General features: G+C 36.7%; 14 protein-coding genes and 2 pseudogenes. 5 read left to right on the top strand and 11 right to left on the bottom strand.

The window, feature by feature from the left end; genetic code table 11:
* Positions 1 to 26: 26 nt before the first annotated feature.
* The gene (locus tag F981_RS11950) at positions 27 to 1,097 is read right to left on the bottom strand and encodes a hypothetical protein (protein WP_004721868.1); all 1,071 of its coding nucleotides are present in this window, start codon (positions 1,095 to 1,097) and stop codon (positions 27 to 29) included.
* 23 nt (positions 1,098 to 1,120) lie between these two features.
* The gene (gene prfH, locus F981_RS11945) at positions 1,121 to 1,711 is read right to left on the bottom strand and encodes a peptide chain release factor H (RefSeq protein WP_004721865.1); all 591 of its coding nucleotides are present in this window, start codon (positions 1,709 to 1,711) and stop codon (positions 1,121 to 1,123) included.
* 301 nt (positions 1,712 to 2,012) lie between these two features.
* On the opposite strand from prfH, the gene cgtA reads away from it, so the two are divergent.
* A complete protein-coding gene (cgtA, locus tag F981_RS11940; RefSeq protein WP_004721862.1) occupies positions 2,013 to 3,236 on the top strand; it encodes an Obg family GTPase CgtA in 1,224 nt (407 codons plus the stop codon).
* A gap of 61 nt (positions 3,237 to 3,297) precedes the next feature.
* Complete coding sequence (gene proB / locus F981_RS11935; protein WP_004721861.1) at positions 3,298 to 4,431, top strand: glutamate 5-kinase; 1,134 nt, start codon at positions 3,298 to 3,300, stop codon at positions 4,429 to 4,431.
* 241 nt (positions 4,432 to 4,672) lie between these two features.
* Here the strand turns inward: proB and F981_RS11930 are convergent, their stop codons facing one another.
* The 4 genes from F981_RS11930 to F981_RS11915 form a co-directional block, all read right to left on the bottom strand.
* A complete protein-coding gene (locus tag F981_RS11930; RefSeq protein ID WP_004721858.1) occupies positions 4,673 to 5,284 on the bottom strand; it encodes a hypothetical protein in 612 nt (203 codons plus the stop codon).
* Positions 5,281 to 6,402, bottom strand: coding sequence for a carboxypeptidase-like regulatory domain-containing protein (locus F981_RS11925; RefSeq protein ID WP_004721856.1), 1,122 nt, complete (start codon positions 6,400 to 6,402; stop codon positions 5,281 to 5,283). Before F981_RS11925 ends, F981_RS11930 begins: the two co-directional genes overlap by 4 nt.
* 303 nt (positions 6,403 to 6,705) lie before the next feature.
* Positions 6,706 to 7,353, bottom strand: coding sequence for an HAD-IB family hydrolase (locus F981_RS11920; protein WP_004721855.1), 648 nt, complete (start codon positions 7,351 to 7,353; stop codon positions 6,706 to 6,708).
* Positions 7,320 to 8,528, bottom strand: a complete 1,209-nt coding sequence (locus F981_RS11915; protein ID WP_004721853.1) for a DUF1615 domain-containing protein — start codon at positions 8,526 to 8,528, stop codon at positions 7,320 to 7,322. Before F981_RS11915 ends, F981_RS11920 begins: the two co-directional genes overlap by 34 nt.
* A gap of 83 nt (positions 8,529 to 8,611) precedes the next feature.
* Between F981_RS11915 and F981_RS24430 the strand changes: the two are divergent.
* Positions 8,612 to 8,677 (top strand): annotated as a pseudogene (locus F981_RS24430) (hypothetical protein); the annotation flags it as partial.
* A 513-nt stretch (positions 8,678 to 9,190) separates the two neighbouring features.
* Here F981_RS24430 and F981_RS11905 read toward each other — a convergent pair.
* On the bottom strand, positions 9,191 to 13,096 hold the full coding sequence (locus tag F981_RS11905; protein ID WP_004721850.1) for an RHS repeat-associated core domain-containing protein: 3,906 nt from the start codon (positions 13,094 to 13,096) through the stop codon (positions 9,191 to 9,193).
* Between the two features lie 681 nt (positions 13,097 to 13,777).
* Positions 13,778 to 14,250, bottom strand: a pseudogene (locus F981_RS24425) (tyrosine-type recombinase/integrase); the annotation flags it as partial.
* Positions 14,251 to 14,380: 130 nt separating this feature from the next.
* Here F981_RS24425 and dusB point away from each other — a divergent pair.
* Complete coding sequence (dusB, locus tag F981_RS11895; RefSeq protein ID WP_035371595.1) at positions 14,381 to 15,397, top strand: tRNA dihydrouridine synthase DusB; 1,017 nt, start codon at positions 14,381 to 14,383, stop codon at positions 15,395 to 15,397.
* A gap of 43 nt (positions 15,398 to 15,440) precedes the next feature.
* Here dusB and F981_RS11890 read toward each other — a convergent pair whose 3' ends face one another.
* A complete protein-coding gene (locus F981_RS11890) occupies positions 15,441 to 16,034 on the bottom strand; it encodes a DUF4291 domain-containing protein (RefSeq protein ID WP_004721844.1) in 594 nt (197 codons plus the stop codon).
* A gap of 206 nt (positions 16,035 to 16,240) precedes the next feature.
* On the opposite strand from F981_RS11890, the gene F981_RS11885 reads away from it, so the two are divergent.
* Complete coding sequence (locus F981_RS11885) at positions 16,241 to 16,747, top strand: DinB family protein (protein WP_004721842.1); 507 nt, start codon at positions 16,241 to 16,243, stop codon at positions 16,745 to 16,747.
* A 55-nt stretch (positions 16,748 to 16,802) separates the two neighbouring features.
* On the opposite strand, the gene F981_RS11880 is transcribed toward F981_RS11885, so the two are convergent.
* Positions 16,803 to 17,846, bottom strand: coding sequence for an NAD(P)H-dependent flavin oxidoreductase (locus F981_RS11880; protein WP_004721838.1), 1,044 nt, complete (start codon positions 17,844 to 17,846; stop codon positions 16,803 to 16,805).
* Positions 17,847 to 17,976: 130 nt separating this feature from the next.
* Positions 17,977 to 18,678: a VIT1/CCC1 transporter family protein gene (locus F981_RS11875; protein WP_004721837.1), complete on the bottom strand. Its 702-nt coding sequence runs from the start codon at positions 18,676 to 18,678 to the stop codon at positions 17,977 to 17,979.
* Positions 18,679 to 18,772 lie beyond the last annotated feature (94 nt).

The raw sequence follows: 18,772 nt of genomic DNA, 5'->3' as shown, positions 1-18,772 counted from the left end.
CAGGCTTCCTTTTTTATTGCCAATATTTAGATATAGCTTGTTTCATAAACGGTTTTATTTGCAAAAGACAGTAAGCTGTGTCTACTTTTATGCTGCTTTTGTGGACGTGAATTGTCGATTTGATTTAACAAAATTCGATCAGTAATGGCATAAGTCGTAATATTCTCATCGCCTACAATTATTAATAAATTTTGGTCAGCATATAAATTAAAAACTTGTTGAGTTTGTTCGGGCATTTCCCAATAGTTTGCTGAATAATCATCGTCCCACATTGTTTCAGCGAGTGAAAGAAGATGTATTCCTGATCGATTTTTGGGTTCAGATTTAAGGTCAAATTCTTCTTGATCCCACAGTTCAATATTCCAAATGACAATATGTTGATCATCAAGCCAGCACATTACAGCGTTCCAGTTTTCCCGATAACATAATGCTTGGACACTTGAGCCATCTTCACTTTCAAAAGGGTTGTGTGTAAACCATTGACTGAGTGACCAAACTTTGGGAGAAGCTACAGGGTGCCATATCCAACCATCATCTAAAATATAATCATTGCTAGGACTAACATATAACGCTCCATGAAAGTAATCTAAATAGTGTTTCGGACTTTCAGTTTCATAAGCTGCAATATAGCGCTCAGTCAAAAGCTGATTTGTGGTTAAATTAAATGCTTCAAGTCGATTCCAGTCACTTCTATAAATACAAATATCTTGTGAATCGAACTGTGTAAAAGCCAATGAGAAAGACACGGTATCTTCATAATAATTTTGACTGTCAATGTGTAGAACTGTCTCCAGTGTTTGGGTGTTTATTACAACTCCAAATTGCCCATGATCGACATAAACTGAGATAAATTTTCCATTGGCACTACATTTAATTTGGTATTTAGGCGTACCGTAATGGCGCAGTTCTCGATTATTTAGAGCTGGAAGTGGTAGGGGTGTTATGGATAACTGTTGTAATTGCTGTTGAGCTAAATTGTAGCAATATAAATAGCCTTTTTGGGTGACGATATAAATTTTGCATGTATCAGAATCAATAGCTGTAATATCTAAAATTTCGCTATCCAAACTTTTTAAATTATATTGTTTTTGTTTCATGTAATTCTCTTTTTAAAGTATTTTTACTTCTTAAAACTCCGCACAGCATTGCCTCGCTCTATCAACGCGTGTTGTAAATGTTGAGCGTGTTTCTGATGGGCTTGCTGGCTCTCCATCTGTTGTTGTAATTTGAGTGCAATCAACTCTTTTGCCACACGCTTATTGGCATGTTGGCTACGTTCAGACATGACCTTTACACTTATTCCAGATGCAATATGAGTTGCATGAACAGCAGAGTCTGTCGTATTGACATGCTGCCCTCCAGCACCTGAAGCACGACAGGCCTGAAAAGTGATTGTGTCATCTGCGGGTAATTGCAACGGTGTATCAAAAAGCGTAATACCCACAAACCAGTTTTTACGTTTATGTTGTGGGCGAATTGGACTTTGGAAAGTCCATTGAATTGTACCGAGCCAAGTATGGAGCCATGCTCGAGCATCCTCATCGACACTTAGAAGTACCGAGGAATAACCATGTTGAGTCGCATTGCTTTCAATTGTTTGGAGATGGATCTTTTTTGTTTTGGCTTCTTTGTGTATTTCTTCAAGCGTATATTTTACAGCGAGTTCACATTCTGCGGGTCCAAGCGCAGCACTAAGTTGGACGATAGACAATATTATTGTTCCTTAAAATTAATGTATAAGATCGAAAATCAAAAAATCGAATGCGAATAAACAGAAATTGTGAGATTCATTAAAATAAGCGTGATTTAATTTTGAATTATTGATTTTCATGTAACTGATTATAGAAAAATATATGAATAAAAAACAATCGAAATCGAATAAAAATATGCATTATCAAGCCTCTGATCAAAAAAGTTTAAGAAAATTCATGCTTAGCTGAATAATACTATTCGAGAAATTTTTGAAAATATGGCAGAATATGGGGTTTTAAAGATTTTAGAGGATTGGCAACATGCGCTTTGTTGATGAAGCAGTCATTACCGTAGAGGCTGGCGACGGTGGCAATGGCGTAGCCAGTTTTCGCCGTGAAAAATTTGTACCATTTGGTGGCCCAGATGGTGGTGATGGTGGTCGTGGTGGCAGCGTATATATTCAAGCTGACAACGATACCAGTACCTTAGTAGATTATCGTTATACCCGTAAATTTCGCGCTGAACGTGGTAAAAACGGTGCTGGCGCAAACTGTGCTGGTCGTGGTGGTGAATCAGTTATCCTGAAAGTTCCAGTAGGAACAACCATTGTAGATACAGAGTCTGGCGATATTATTGGCGATTTAGTTGAAAGTGGCCAAAAGGTTTTAGTTGCACATGGTGGCGATGGTGGTTTGGGTAATACTCATTTTAAATCATCTACCAACCGTTCTCCGCGTAAATGTACACACGGTATCAAAGGTGAATACCGTGAAATTCGTTTAGAGTTAAAAGTTCTAGCGGATGTAGGTTTATTGGGAATGCCGAATGCAGGTAAATCTACCTTTATCCGCGCAGTATCAGCAGCTAAACCAAAAGTTGCAGATTATCCATTTACAACAATGGTACCGAACTTAGGTGTGGTCGATGCGGATCGTCATCGCTCATTCGTTATGGCGGACATTCCTGGACTGATCGAAGGTGCGGCGGAAGGTGCTGGTTTAGGGATTCGCTTCCTTAAGCATTTGGCACGTACACGTATTCTTTTACATATTGTCGATGTACAACCGATTGATGGTTCAGATCCTGCCTACAATGCCAAAGCGATTGTGGAAGAATTGAAAAAATTCTCACCAACCTTGGCTCAATTACCGATTGTTCTTGTTTTAAACAAACTTGATCAATTAAGTGATGATACTCAAGAAGAATGGTGTAATCATATTCTTGAAGAATTACAATGGGATGGTCCTGTATTTAAAACTTCAGGTTTGCTTGAAGAAGGTACTAAACCTGTTGTGTATTACCTCATGGATCAAATCGAGCAACAACGTGAGTTGGAGGACGAAGATCCAGAGTATGCAGCAAAAATGAAAGCATTCCGTGATCAGCTTGAGGCTGAAACACGTGAGCAAACGATTGCTGCAAAAGAAGCTTATCGTGAAATGCGTCGTCAACAACGTCTTGCTGGTATTTTGGCAGAGGAAGAAGATGATGAGGATGACGATGGCGAGGATGATGGCGAAATGGAAGTGTACTACGTACGCTAATTTCTAAGGGTATCTATCATTTCTAAAGATACCCATTTAGAAAAGAAAGACCGAGGACAAGATGATAGAAGTGGTAGATGGGCAACGTCAGCTCAAGGCTTTAAAACGTATCGTTGTTAAAATCGGATCATCTTTACTCACAGCAAATGGGCAAGGTTTAGATTTGGATGCAATTTCGCATTGGGCGAAACAAATTGCAGATCTACACAATGCAGGACACGAGATTATTCTTGTGTCTTCAGGTGCTGTGGCTGAAGGGATGGTTCGTATGAAGCTAGAGAATCGACCCACCGATTTACCCAGTCTACAAGCTTGTGCTGCCATTGGTCAGATGGGGCTAATTCATACGTGGTCAAGCGTGTTGGAAAAGCATTCTATCCAAACGGCACAAGTCTTGTTAACTCATGATGATCTTGCGGATCGCCGTCGTTACCTTAACTCATGTGATGCATTGCAGAATTTAATTGATTGGAAAGTGATTCCAGTAATCAATGAAAATGACACAGTGTCTACTGATGAAATCCGCTTTGGTGATAATGATACGCTTGCAGCAATGGTTGCAGGGCAAGTTCATGCAGACTTACTGATCATTTTGACTGATCAGCAAGGGATGTTTGATTCAGACCCGCGTTCTAATCCAAATGCAAAATTGTTCCATACTGTTCGTGCAATGGATGAAACCTTATTTGATATGGCAGGCGGTGGTGGTAAGTTTGGTCGTGGTGGTATGTTGACCAAAGTTCGTGCTGCTCGTCTGGCTGCCAAGTCAGGTTGTCCAACGTTGATTGCCAGTGGTGAAAGTGACAATGTATTGGCCCGTTTAATGGCGGGTGAATTATTGGGTACTTTATTTATTACTGATGATGATCGTGTTACAGCACATCAACAGTGGTTGGCTGCACACCTTCAAACTGCAGGGCGTTTGGTTTTAGATGATGGTGCTGTCAAAGCCATTAAGGAAAATCATCGTAGTTTATTGCCTGTAGGGGTAAAAGCAGTTGAAGGGCATTTTGATCGTGGTGATGTTGTGGAATGTGTTGATCAGTATGGTCATCGAGTCGCGGTTGGACGAGTGAACTTTAGTTCGCGTTCTGCTGAAACTGTCAAAGGTTTGGCTTCAGATAAGGTGTATCAGGTGCTAGGTGAAGCACGTTCTTTAGAAATGATTCATCGCAACCATATGTCGATTTATTGATTAGTTTTAATATTTCTAATAAATATAACCCCGCTTTGGCGGGGTTTTTATTTGGGTGTGATTAATGGTGATTTTTCGTTGTATAAATCGGATTTAAAAACTTTATGACCGCCCCATACTCTAACTGAACACTAACTATTGAATAGGCATTGTTTGCGCTTGTAGCATTGGAATAGCAATACCTATATAAAGGTATGTTGAGCAAGCACATTTAAATTTTCCTCAAATCAGTAGTGAATGATCAATTGGATAGCCGAACACATTGATGTGTGACTGCATTTGCACCTGAACCGAAGGTTCTTTCTATTTTTCCAGCACCCGTGGCAGTCATCCGAAATGGTATGGAACTTTCTTTACCAATTCTTGCTTGAAAATTCTTAGCAATCATTTCAGCAAAATCTTCAGCCATGCGATCTATTTTTGCTCCTAGTTGTGAGCGTGTAGCTGCAGGTGCATTTTTGCCTAGCATACTGGTAATAAAATCTGCTCGTTCTTTAGGGGCAATACGTCCTTCACGTAATTCCCAATTTAAAACTAGAAGTTTTAAGGTATCACCTTGTAAACGATATTGTGCTTTAGAATGGCTAATCACTTCGATGGGCATCAATTTTTCTCCTGTAGGGAGGTAATAAATCGTTGAATCATCTCCTTCACCGATTCCATCAGCAGTCGTAATCACGGTATAGGTCTCAACCATTTTAAGAGGCTTATTACCTCCTTTTATAGGTAATGTAATCTCAGCCTGAGCACTGCATTGCCAACTTCCGAGCATTGGTGCGAGATCAGAAGCATAGAGGGAAGGTGTTGCTATCATACAACTCAGTAACAGCAATATTGGGATATGCATCTTCATTTAAATTGCCACTCCGAACAAGACAAGCCCATAACGCCAGTGCCTTTTTGCTTTCCACGATTAATTAAACCACCAATTAGCCCCTGAGCACGAAAGGGTGGGGTTAAACTGATTTTGACAATCTGATCTGGTTTTGAAATTGTGACACGATCTTTAAGGATATCGTTCCAGTTCCGAAAAAATTCACGTTCTGAATAGAAATGAGTCGTGGTAATGGTATTACCATTCTGTGAAGTATTGGCACCATCATAATTCATATAACTGCCTGCACCAGCAGAAGCATGTTCAGCAACGATTAGATACTTGCCTGGTTTGAGTTGCGAAAAACGAAACTCACCATCGCTATTGGTTCGCCCTTCAATACGCATCTGAGTAATGAATGGAGAAATAATCACTGTATCCTCTGGACGAGATTTTTCGTACAGACTGAGAACTTCCTCAAGATAAGGTGTCACTGGATACAAAAACACTGCTTCGTTACGTAAATAATCACGGAAAGTTTGCCCATGTGAACTATTTGTAGTGCATGCTTTACCCATAATTGTTGCTGTCCCTGGTTCAAGAGCCAGCTGAGCCACACGTACATCCAACTCTGATTTAGGGCGTATTTCTCGACCAATTTTTTTTGTGACAGGAGGTTCACCACGTCCAGATGTTGTTTGTGTTGCAACGATATTTGAAGATTTAACACTGGGTAAACTTGCGAGAAATCCACACATCACTGTACGCATCTGTGGTGTGCTTTGTTGTTTTAAGGTGCTATCTCCTAAACTGCGTAATCCAACCATGTGTTGATTCCCGGTCTTTGACACAACAGCTGTCATTGCAAACCAAGATTCGCGGGCCTGTTTATTTGGTAAGAAGGTGATCTCAGTACCTGAACCAGCTGTTTCTTCACTATCGATACGGAAACCTGACTGTTCAATCGCTTGTTTGATCTGCTGTGAAATATCATGCTCGTTTGCCGAAGTGAGCAAAACACTTGCTTGATAATCGACAATACCATTTTGGCGATTGACTACAAAATTATCTTCACACTTAGCTTGCAGAGCCATCGCTTGTGATGTCGCTAAAATAGAGAGGGTGGTCAAAATTATATTGAGTCTATTAATTTTCAAAGTAAAATTCCTTTTCGTTGTTTGTTCTTTAAGTTTTAATTCAATGTATGTAGTTTGATTGTTTTATCTTTATTTGTCTAAAGTGAGTTTTATATCACAATATAATAATGAAGTAATAATTTTTTTAACTTTGATTCTAAAATTTAGTTTGAAATAAAAATTTCACAATGGTAAAAGGACGGAAAATCAAGTTTAAGTTTATTTTAAATAATGTATTAATGCTTTGATTAAAAAAGAATTATGAAAGAGTTTTACTTGATTTATTTAGATCATATGTATTGTACAAGTAAGTGATTAAATCTTTTAAGCAAATTTTTTTTCATCTTCTAAATAGGGTAAAACCTGATCCTTACCGACCATATATTGATAGTCAGCCAAATGAAGCATATCTAAATCTTCTTCACTGTTCCCATAGGCGAATATTTTGTCATATTGGTCTAAATCATATTTTTCTAAGATGCGTAGTCGTTTTTGTTCACAACTACAATCTGGCGTGGAATAGTTACCAGTAAATTTGCCATCTATGACTTCAGTAACGGTACAGATCAAGTCGATATCTAAGATTTGGCAAATGATTTTTAAGTAAATATCTACAGATGCTGAAACCAAAACAACATCATCGCCATTTGTTTGATGTTTTAATAACTGCTGATAAAGATTTTGATCCAGTTGTCGGACTAAACGTTGAGCATATTCGTTTGCAATATCTTGAATTTCATTGGCATCGGCTTGTTTAAACATTGCATTAAATAATTTGATACGCATGGAGTTGGCAGGGTAGATGTTTAAATAATAGGCCTGAATCCACGGTAAAATTTTGATGCCTTGCTTTACGATGTGTCTTTTTGATAAAGCATAGAAAATAAACCCTGTGAAACTGTCTTTTTTACACAAAGTTCCGTCAAAATCAAATAATGCTAAATTTTTAAACGTTTTGCTCGGTGCATACATGTTTCATATCGTCCGTTTACGCGGCTTGCGTACCAGTTAGTATTATAATCACGACTCAATTTAGGCCCAGAAATGACAACTTCTGGCATTATGGCATACATTGGATCTTTACCTGTTTTATTCTTATAAAGTTTAGATACAGCGATATAAGTTTGAGTTTTTTCAAAATCTTGCTGTTTCTCGTCTTTTAAATCACTACGTAACTGTCTAGGCGTAACTAAAATATTATTTTTTGAAAATAAAGCAGTGAGAGCTTTTTCTGTATCAGTTATCGCTGGACGTGGGTCGCCATTTTTGTCATACGAGAGTAAATCACCATCGAGTGCCAGATCAGCTTCAGTGAGCTTATCAATCATTTTTTGAAAAGCGGCATTTCTGCTCGAATACATCCCAGAGTTATAGTCAGCAAAACGATAAATCGGTTTATCATAATCTGCTGGATACATCATTAAACGATGGATTCCATAGTATAAACCACCAAATTCAGTATATAGATCATCACGTAATTCATTGATGTTCATACTGGTGCGTTTATGCTCTTTGGCATAATTGATATGAACCTGCATGGAGCCTAATGTGGTGATTGGGTTCATTTTTTCAGCAATATCTTGACCAACAAATTTTGCCGCACCCGTCAGCGCACTCACATGATAATGCTTTGCCATATAATCAAAGATTTCACGATAAAGTACGTCTAAATCTTTTTCAGTGCGGACACGACTCATTTGTTTTAAATAGTTATCATCAGGCGAGGGCTGATTTTTTAAAACATTCTCAAAATATGAAGCAACCGTGCCACCAATTGTGGTTCCAAGTTTATCTTCAAATTTTTCATTTAAACGTGTGGTGACTTCTTTTACCGCTTTATCCCCCAAACCTGGCACGACAGGATTGGCAACAAAATTAGATTCCTGATCAACTACCGCAATGATGGTGCAGATATTTTCTTTGTTGGTTGGGATTTTTAATTCATTGGAAATATCGTAGATGTCTTTTGCCCACGAGTCACGTTGACTGACACGATTTGGAATCAGTTTTCTGATTTGCTCTTGTTTTAATTGTTCATCATCTTCATTGGCAAACCATGAACCTTTACCACAAGCAACTAGGCTTAAAGAAAGAGCTAACACGCTGAAAGATTTAAGAAATGCGTGATGTCGAACTAATTTTTTCATGTCGAAGAAAACATACTCAGAAAATGATGAGCCACTATGGCAGATGCAGTATACTATGAAGGTCTAAAAATGTATGAATATATATGTATATTGGTCCTTATCAACTGTCAAATAATTTAATCGTTGCGCCTATGGCTGGTGTAATAGATGTTTTGGTGATTTTATTAAATATTAAGTGGTTGGATTGATTTTTTGGTGTAAGGCGCAAATATGGTGCAGTAAATACAAGATTTTTCGATAGATCTTAAAAAATAGTATCTAAGAGCAAAAAAATAGAGAGTGAAATTAATTATAAATTCACTCTCTAATTTAATCAAAATTCACTATTATTTAATACCTAAAATTTCTTCTTTTAGCTTTCTTTAAATAGTACTTGTTAAAAACAAGAATCCCAGGCAATAGTGAAAGAGCAAAACAGATTAGATTAAAAAAGAAATAATAATTATTTTTAGATATCAATTCCCTATAGCCATTAATTTCTGATCCAATAATCAGTGGAGCTCCAAAGAAAGGAATCATGAGTAGATAAACAATTATTCCCATTAAATCTTTTATTAAGCCTTTTTTGTGGCTTATATCCACAAGAATTTTTGAATATACATATACTATAAACATAAAATATAAACAAAAAATTAAAAAGAACAAAAATGCGTTAAACCATATCATGGAGCACATCCTACTTGTATATCGTTTGGTTTCAAACCACCACCAATGAATTCAGATGAGCCAACAACTGTACCTTCGAATACAGCACCTGCAAACATACCAGGGGTGCGGTTGTATCCACGAGTACCTAATGGTTTACCTATCATATTTACTCTAGTACCAAATCTACTTAATACATGATTTACTGGGCCACCAGCTGCACCACCTACCATAGCGCCACCTGCAGCATAGAAATTATAATTTTCCATGGCCATAACATCTCGATTTTGTACAATATTACCAGTAGCTTGACCAGCCAAGCTTGCTACTCCTGAACCAATTGCTGCTCCTGCTGCTGCTCCTACAGCATGAGATGAGGTTGGCATTAAAGCACCTACTGCAGCACCTGTAGCAGCACCAACTAATACTCCTTGCCATCCGCCAGTGATTCCTCCACCAATTCCACCTGCAATTGCACCATATATAGCGCCAGGAATTCCCCATTGACCCTGATAATCTACAAAGCTAATAGGATTGTTACCGACATATGCATAGGTATTTGTACCGCCTGCAAGCCCTACAGGATCACTTTGTGTATAACGACCAGTCGTTGCATCGTAATAGCGATTCCAGTTGTACCATAGGTTACTTTCCGCATCATAATATTGACCTGGGAATCCAATATTAAACTGCCCAATATTGCTTTGAATAACATAAGTGTCGTAACTAGTATGGCGTGATTCCCATACTATATCTTTGTTGGAATTAGTAAGTTTATGAGGTCTGCCTAAGTGATCATTATGAACATAGTTAAGCTGATTACCGCGAACCATACCTATAACTTGTCCACCTAGCCATATATATACTGTGTTTAAGGAACCATTTTGAGTTATAGCTAGGTCTGTTTCAGCTAATAAACGACCATCAGGAGAATGAACATAATTCACACTACCTGCATTACTACTTTTACGACTACGAAGATTAAATGCATCATAATCGTATGTAGTTATTGTTGAGTTATCATTTACAGTGTTTAGACGATTAAAACCGTCATAAGTGAAATTCAAATTTCCCCCATGACCTGTTTTTTGAGTAATATTTCCTAAATCATCATAAATAAAGGATTTTGGTTCAATATTGGTGGTATTTGATAATTTATTCCCCGAATTAATTTGATAAAAAGTATACTGATTATTACTTGAGCTTTTAGTTCGATTACTATTTTTGTCGAAATGCCAGACTTCACTCAACATGAAATTTTCAGAAAAAGTGCTAGATAAGACCAATTGTCCAATATCATCATGCTCATATATAGTTAGATCTTGAGGTTTGGTTCTATCGTCAATTTCTCTAATCAAATTATTCACATCATATGAGTATGATAAATTATTTAAACTAGTTAAACGATAATTTGTATCGTAGTTTGCTACTCTTGTTAGACCGTTTCCATAAGTCCAATTTTTAATTCCACCATATGGTTCATATTCAATACCACTAACTACTGTATGTTCTACACCATCAATTTTGATTTTGACACTATTTACGCGACTCAAAGCATCATAACTATAGGTAACTTTATAAGATTCGTTCTGACGACTTTCACTTTCTAAGCGTCCGTAACTATCATATGTCCAATATATTGGATAACTCACACCATTAATCGAAGTTGCTTGTACACTTATTTTTCCATCTTTAGTATATTCATAACCTTTTGCTGTCACCCCATCGGATGTACCACAAAGTCGTCCTATTCCATTAGTACATTGATCATAAATCCATGTCTGAACTGATGTACCAGTAATTGCTTTTGTTCGTCGATTCAACGAATCGTATGAGTATGTTGTTGTAACCCCATTTGATCTAGTTAATTTTAAAATATTTCCATTTAAGTCATACTCGTAAAAACTGTTACCAGTATCAGGGCTACTAATACTTAATAGGTTACCAAACCCATCATAACTATATCTAGTTATGTTTCCATTTCCATCCCGAACAAATGCTACATTCCCTGATTGGTCATAGATAGAACCAATCGTTGAGCCATCTGGGCGATGTTCTTCACTCATATTATTATATTTATCATAAATGTATCTTGTAACTTTTTTTGAAGAATCAGTTTTTTTTATTATATTACCATTTGCATCATATTCGTAACGAACATTTTGGTTGTTATTTCCTTTACTAGCTGTTGTCCATCCTAATTGATTATGAGAAACGCTTTGACTAAAGCGAATGTTATTACCTTCTCTATACTCAACGGTCAGTAATTTACCTAAATTAGAATATGTATAAAATTGCCCACTAATTACTTGATCTCCTACGCCATGTGTAATATTTGATATATTTCCAAAATCGTCATAATTTATGGTTTCTCTCATGCCATCTTTTTCAATTTGGGTTATTCCAAAAGGACCATATTTATAATTTTCAATTCTAGTATTATTTTCAGATATTGTATTTCTTTTACTTATAATACGAGATCTAGCATCGTAAACGAATTCTATTATCATCCCATTTGGATCAATAATTTTTCCTACATTACCTAAGTCATCATAGTCACTATACTTTATGGTATGTCCTGCGGAATTTACCTGTTCTATCAGATTTCCTATGTCATCATAAGTATATGATATTGATTTTGAGTTTTTAACAATGGAAATATTTTTGAGCATGCCATTATTATGTAAAGTATAGCCGTAACCAGTAACACTACAATTTGAAGTCCCCAATTTACTACATGATGTTATGCTTTTAATTCTATTTTTTGCAGGTTCATTCTGTGAATAATAATTATAATTAATTTCTTGAATTGCATTATTGTTTTCTAGAATTTCAATTTTACTAAGTAAGCTAGGTGAATTTAACCAGTAATATTTTATAGTCTTATCAATATTTTTTTCTTCCAATAACCTACCATCCGAATCATGAGTATAGAAAGTTTCTATATTATTCCAGTCAACTTTTGATTTAATATAACCATTATTATCATAAGTGACAGTGGAACTGCTATCAGGACAATTATTTACCCCACTTCTTTCAATTCTTGATAATTTGCTTTTTGTGTTATCCGTATAAATATATTTAGATATTGCTCCCAAAGGATTAGTTACTATAGTGTAATTATTACCATAATTTAAACTGTAAGTTTGAGTTCCATTGCTACGTCCACTTTGTGTAGCTTTATCACCTGTATAAAGGTAGGTAGTGTACCTTTTATCATTAATTGAAATACCAGTTAACTTTTTCTCACCTGCGCCATTTTCACCATAATGAAAGGACTTACTTCCTAAGTTATCTGGATAAATAATTTTAACTAAATCCTTTTTGTCATTATATATATAAGTATATATATTGTTCGCGGGATCAATAACTTGAGTTGTAAATGAGTCAATATTTTTAATTTTAATTTTTTTTCCATTTGTGTGAATTATTTCTGTTCCATTATTTTTAAATTCTTCCCAACCAATACCATGCATATTTTTCCGGCTTCTTAATATTCCGATATCTAACGCAGATAATCCACCACTGTAAACCTCATATGTCTCAACACTTCCATCCAGATTGGTGAACGGTTGTGATAATTTACCCGGATCTCTATATTCAGCAAAAGACATCTGCCCATTCGGAAGTGCACGTGCCAGTCTTACCTTTCTATTATTCGAGCTAAGGCCAGTTGGATACATCATAGTTCCGAAATTATTTTGCCAGCCTGACTTTAATGTGTACGAAATATTTGATTGTAGAATATTGAATTTAATGTCTTTATCTTTAGAATGATAAAAACTGGAATATGACAGTGGCATTTCCCAACCAGTAGTGAATATTGGTTCTTCATGCAATTTTTCTCCATTTGCTATCTCAATTGGATTGGGTGTAGTGCAATTAGTTGCAGAAGAAACGATAGATGGGGAAATATTGGACATATTTGCAAATCCATAATCCCTGTAACTATTTTGTTGTAATAGTTGAGACATATTATTTATTTGAGAAATATCTAAAGTTGGGGGGCTTGATGTATTGCCATAAAATACTAGTGGGGGCATTGTGTAATTCGCATAAATATTTGAAACTATGAGATTACCTACCAGTAATGTAGATATAAATTTTACATGTTTTGAAAAGTTCAAGTTTTATTACCTTATATTTAATAATTGAGTAAGTTGTAATGTTGAAACACCTTGATGGTAATGATAATCATTTGCTTTTATGTAGTCTAGTTTTTATAAGAATTTATGTGTAAATTCATATTAAATTATTGTTTATAAATTCAATTTAGAATAATTAAGTTTGTATCTAAAATTTATCATTCAAAAAATGGTCTTCCTATAATCGAATTCCTATCATTCTCGGAAATATTTTTATTGGGGGATCATCTAGCTCTATGGCGATTAGAAGCAAATTTTAAAAAGTTCAATAAAATTTTATGAATTACTAAAAATGATAATGTGATTAGGGGGCAGTTTGGTAAAAATGGGCAGCTTACCACTGAAGGAATTTGGTCGAAAAAACATAGGATTGTTCCGATGAGTGAATGTGATATGTCCTTTATAAATTTTTAATTATTATGTATGTGTATGATTTTGCATGGTGAAAGGTTTAACCAGCCAAACATACTCAGCATAAACAACTACCACTTTAATATAACTCATATCTTTTAAAGTAGTAGTTGAAGCAACACCATCTACACCTTTCAATGGTTCGCCCTTACGAAGTGAAATAACATTTTCTGAAAAATCTTGACGAGTTAAGGAATAGATATTTTTCTCAGAAATCTCTAAACTAGCAATGTGAGTAGTAAGTGCACCAGTCTTAGTCCGTGCAAAACTATCCGCTTCTTCTAAATACTTATGAATAAACTCGACCAAAGTACGATGCTTTAGTTCTTCTTTTGGATTGAGCATCATTTCTGGGTTTAATTCGATTTCAGCTTCAGTTCTTTTAATCCACTCATCAGCTAATGATTTTTTGCTGAAAGTTTTTTAAAACTGCATAGGTGGATAGTTTTCACGTTGTAAGCATATTTAGGTACCATAACACAAAGTACCATCTTTATTGACTATCTAGTCGCTGTACCCATGCAAATTGCATCATAAATATTTTGCGGTGCAAATAAAGTGCAACAAATGAGCATTAGAAGTCAATAACAGGCGATTCAAAGAAGTTTAAAGAGGTCACAGAAATTGAGTCAAAACAACGTTATTACAGAATTGTTTGATAAATCAATAGATAAGAAACTTTGGGTCGCACCTATGGCCGGAGTCACAGACCGTCCGTTTAGGACACTGTGCAAATACTTTGGTGCTGGGCATGCGGTAAGTGAAATGATGACCTCTGATCAGACCTTACGTATGACCAAAAAGAGTCTATATCGGGCAAATTTTGATGGTGAATTAGCGCCGATTTCAGCACAAATTGCAGGCTCTGAACCAGATCAGTTGGCTGAAGCAGCACGTTATCAAGTTGCAAATGGTGCGCAAATTGTTGATATCAATATGGGATGCCCAGCAAAAAAAGTCTGTAATAAATTGGCAGGTTCGGCATTGCTGAAAGATGAAGATTTGGTTGCCCGAATTTTAGATGCAGTGGTAAAAGCAGTTGATGTGCCTGTGACGTTAAAAACGCGGTTAGGTTTTTTAAATGGTCATGAGAATATTATCCGTGTGGCGAAACGAGCAGAAGAAGCAGGAATTGCAGCCTTAGCTTTACATGGTCGGACTCGTGAGGATATGTATTTAAATACAGCACGTTATAGTTTGATTAAAGAAGTCAAACAGATGCTCACTATTCCTGTAATTGCCAATGGTGATATCGACAGTCCAGAGAAAGCCAAATATGTATTGGACTATACTGGTGCTGATGCCGTCATGATTGGACGTGCAGCCCAAGGGCGTCCGTGGATTTTTCGTGAAATTGCTCATTATCTAAAAACAGGTGAATACTTAGCGGCGCCAGATATTCAAGAAGTAAAACACGTATTATTGGGACATTTGTCTGAACTTTATCAGTTCTATGGTGAATACTCCGGTTGTCGAATTGCACGTAAACATATTGCTTGGTACACCAAAGGTTTGCACTCAAGTAATGAATTCCGTCAAAATATGTACAAAGTGGAAAGCACTGTAGCACAAGCAAAAGTCGTTGAGGATTACTTTAATCACTTGCTAGAACAAGGCAATACGATGAGTGATGTACAGGTTGAATCGCTAAATTTATTGGATGTGTAATCAATAAGGTGTAATTAGTATGGAAGCGAACTCCCATACTGAATCAACCAATCACCAAATGTTTTTTTAATGCGTCGTTCAAAGGATAAATACGTTGTTTAGGCAAGAGTTTTTCAGCGTGTTTATACTTTCCTAAACGTCGAAATTGCGCCATCTTAGTTACAAGAGGGGTAATATCTTGGATTGAGTGAATCGCAGTGTTGTTAAACGCTTGAATTAAAAAGCGACTAATCCCAATTTGAATACTACGCTGTTCAAGCTTAGTTCCCTTTAAATTCCGTTCAGGATCCCATTGAATATGGACCTTGGCATTTTCAAAAGACTCAAACCAGTGTTCGCCATTTTTATGCGCAGAGAGTATTGGGTCGGTATGGATACTTTGCTGGAGTAAATATTCCCAAAAATCACGTTTGACACGGATTGCCAAAATATGATTTTGGTTGGATTTTGTTGCCCAATGACTTCTTTCCATTAGCCATAAAAATGAAGGTTTTATCCATGTCATTCTGTGAAAGGAAAAGGGCGAAACAAACTTTTGTTGTTGTACCGCCAATTGTGCAATTTGTTGGTTATAGGCTTGATAAACTGTAATCGTGTCGCGGTCATATAGCGCACGTATTTGATGATATGCAGACATGATAAATCTCACTTGTATTTTGAATAAGTTGTTAAAAATTTAAAACTTAATCAAATAAGTGGAAAATGATTCACCGATTGGCAAAAAATTTGATTTAACATGAGCATCAAGCTAGCTTTATTGATTTTGTCGCTATTCTAGTCAAAACGGCATTTTTATCAAGCTGATTATATTCTATATACCCACAATGATGGTTTATTTAAGTCATGAATAAAGATTCTTTCAGAATACTGGCACAATACAATATCTGGGCAACCCAGCGTCTTTGTGAAAGTTTAAAAGTTGTATCCGATGATGATTTTAACAAGGATGTTGGTCTTTACTTTAAAAGCATTGTTGGCACCTTGAATCATCTATTGTTGGGTGAGCATTATCTCTGGTATTCACGCTTTAAGCAGGGGGTATCACCTGCAATTGCATTAAATACAATGATCCAAACCGGAAAAACACTATTACTAGATGAATTACAAGAGAAGTCTAAGAATTGGATTGAGTTTCTAGAGCAGTTAGATGAAAAAACCTTAAATGCAGATTTAACCTATAAACGCGTTTCTGGACAAGAACTGACTTTGCCTTATGCTGCCACACTTATGCATGTTTTTAACCATGGCACTCATCATCGTGGGCAAATTACCGCTGCAATGACAGGATTGGGTTATGCATGCCCTGAATTAGATTTAGTGTATATGTTAGTTGAACAAAGCCAAGCATAATAAGTATAAATAGAAGCTGCTGCAGTTCAGATTCTATTGACAGCTGAGTTGAGCATTAAGAATGGTTCATTTCCACAACCAATTGATTAACCAGATCCTGAGCCTCTAATTCACGAATCTGTCCAACATTACTTCCAGCCCAGAATGCACCAAAGCCAGTATCACCATGTTGCACCGCGAAAGCATTTAGCTGTTTTGCCAAATCATAGGCATAAGGGTAGGCGGCTACATGCGGGCGGTCGGGCTGATCAATCCTCGCTTGCCAATGATTGATGATGCCGCGTGCTGGGCGACCTGAAATGCTTGAGGTAATTTGAGTGAGTGGATGATCAAATAAGGCCTTGCGATATGCTGTATTGGCGTTTGATGTTTTACATTGCACAAAAGCCGTTCCCAATTGTACGGCATCAGCACCAAGATTTAACATGGCTTTGGCTTGTTGCCCATTCATAATACCGCCTGCTGCAACGACAGGCAGTGAGCTATGTTTTTTGATAAGCGTGACTAGATCTGAGGTTTTAATTGCACCATCAATTTGAGCGTTAAAAATACCGCGATGCCCACCTGCTTCGATACCTTGAGCTACAATAATATCAATCCCAGCTTCTTCAATAGCCAGCGCTTCAGTTAGATTGGTTGCAGAAACCAGAGTGATGATACCGGCCTGTTTTAATTTTTGAATTTGATATTGATGCGGGATACCAAAATGAAAACTTACCGCTTTGGGTTGAGTGTCTAAACAGAGGTTTAAAAAATCATCATTATCTTTAAAGCTTGGGTAAATGCATTTTAATTGTGTGGGTGGATTTGCGCCAAATTTTTTAAATTCAGCTGTTAAATGTTGACTCCACAGCGTATTAGATTCAGTGTTTAATGCTGTTGATTCATGACAGAAAAAATTTAATTGAAAAGGATGTGGTGTTAACGCTTGGGTTTCTTGAATTTGTTGAAGTGCAGAATCTAGGGTATTTGCACCGAGCCCTAAAGCGCCTAAAGCCCCTTGATTTGATACTTCTGCTGCCAATAGTGGGGTAGAAACGCCTGCCATTGGTGCAAGTAAGATGGGATGTTTTATCCCTAATTGTTCTGATAAAGACATACTTAAGCTCCTTGAGTTTTAAGTTACTTTGCCCAAGCCAATTGGAATAAGCAAATTATGTTCGGTATTTATTATAAAAATATAATTCAAATACACCTTTAGAGTGTAGCTTATTTTATAGAGGCTTAGATCACATCGGAGTGACTTGAAACAGAGAACCAATCCAGCTTGAGAACGCCATTGCGATAATTCCCCATACCGCCACACGGAAACTACCCTTGAGTATTGATGTACCCGCAAAATAGCTGGATAAAGCACCGAGTATGACCAGCGATAAGATACCAACGACTAAAACAATTTTTTCTAAATATGCTTCAGGGCTAAACAGAATCGACAATGTTGGAAATAAGGCACCTATTGAAAACGATAACGCTGAAGAACCAGCAGCCTGTAATGGTCTTGCTGCAGTTGCTTCATTGATCCCAATTTCATCACGTGCATGCGCTTCTAAGGCATCTTTTTCTGTGAGTTGAACAGCTACTTGATGCGCCAATTCGGGATCTAAACCGCGTTGAATATAAATGTGAGTCAGTTCTTTAAGCTCTAAGTGTGGGTTTTTTTCTAATTCACGAGCTTCGACTTTTAAATCCGCTGCTTCGATATCTGATTGGGATTTAACGGAGATATATTCACCAGCGGCCATTGAGGTTGCACCTGAAATCAATCCCGCAATACAGGTAATCAATAGCGTGTGACTAGACGCACCACTTGCTGCCATTCCCATCACTAAACTAGTCACAGAAATAATGCCATCATTTGCACCTAAGACTGCTGCCCTTAACCAGCCTGTACGTTGTATAAAATGCTGTTCTAGGTGATGAGAATGTGGCATAAACAAAACTCCAAGTAACTGAAAGCTGATTCATTGATAATCTAAATATATGACAAATATAAAAAAGCTCCTATATTTAGGAGCTTTTTTCAGA

The sequence above is a fragment of the Acinetobacter guillouiae CIP 63.46 genome, from assembly GCF_000368145.1.
In the GTDB taxonomy this organism is placed as follows: Bacteria; Pseudomonadota; Gammaproteobacteria; order Pseudomonadales; family Moraxellaceae; genus Acinetobacter; species Acinetobacter guillouiae.
Note: the sequence above shows the minus strand (reverse complement) of the source record. Positions and strands in the feature narration are given on the sequence as shown.

Bases quoted from the DNA above. Each gene is read 5' to 3' on its own strand.
- F981_RS11950 (WP_004721868.1), bottom strand. From the start codon at position 1,097: ATGAAACAAAAACAATATAATTTAAAAAGTTTGGATAGCGAAATTTTA.
- cgtA (WP_004721862.1), top strand. From the start codon at position 2,013: ATGCGCTTTGTTGATGAAGCAGTCATTACCGTAGAGGCTGGCGACGGT.
- proB (WP_004721861.1), top strand. From the start codon at position 3,298: ATGATAGAAGTGGTAGATGGGCAACGTCAGCTCAAGGCTTTAAAACGT.
- F981_RS11930 (WP_004721858.1), bottom strand. From the start codon at position 5,284: ATGAAGATGCATATCCCAATATTGCTGTTACTGAGTTGTATGATAGCA.
- F981_RS11920 (WP_004721855.1), bottom strand. From the start codon at position 7,353: ATGTATGCACCGAGCAAAACGTTTAAAAATTTAGCATTATTTGATTTT.
- F981_RS11915 (WP_004721853.1), bottom strand. From the start codon at position 8,528: ATGAAAAAATTAGTTCGACATCACGCATTTCTTAAATCTTTCAGCGTG.
- F981_RS11905 (WP_004721850.1), bottom strand. From the start codon at position 13,096: ATGTCCAATATTTCCCCATCTATCGTTTCTTCTGCAACTAATTGCACT.
- F981_RS11890 (WP_004721844.1), bottom strand. From the start codon at position 16,034: ATGTCTGCATATCATCAAATACGTGCGCTATATGACCGCGACACGATT.
- F981_RS11885 (WP_004721842.1), top strand. From the start codon at position 16,241: ATGAATAAAGATTCTTTCAGAATACTGGCACAATACAATATCTGGGCA.
- F981_RS11880 (WP_004721838.1), bottom strand. From the start codon at position 17,846: ATGTCTTTATCAGAACAATTAGGGATAAAACATCCCATCTTACTTGCA.
- F981_RS11875 (WP_004721837.1), bottom strand. From the start codon at position 18,678: ATGCCACATTCTCATCACCTAGAACAGCATTTTATACAACGTACAGGC.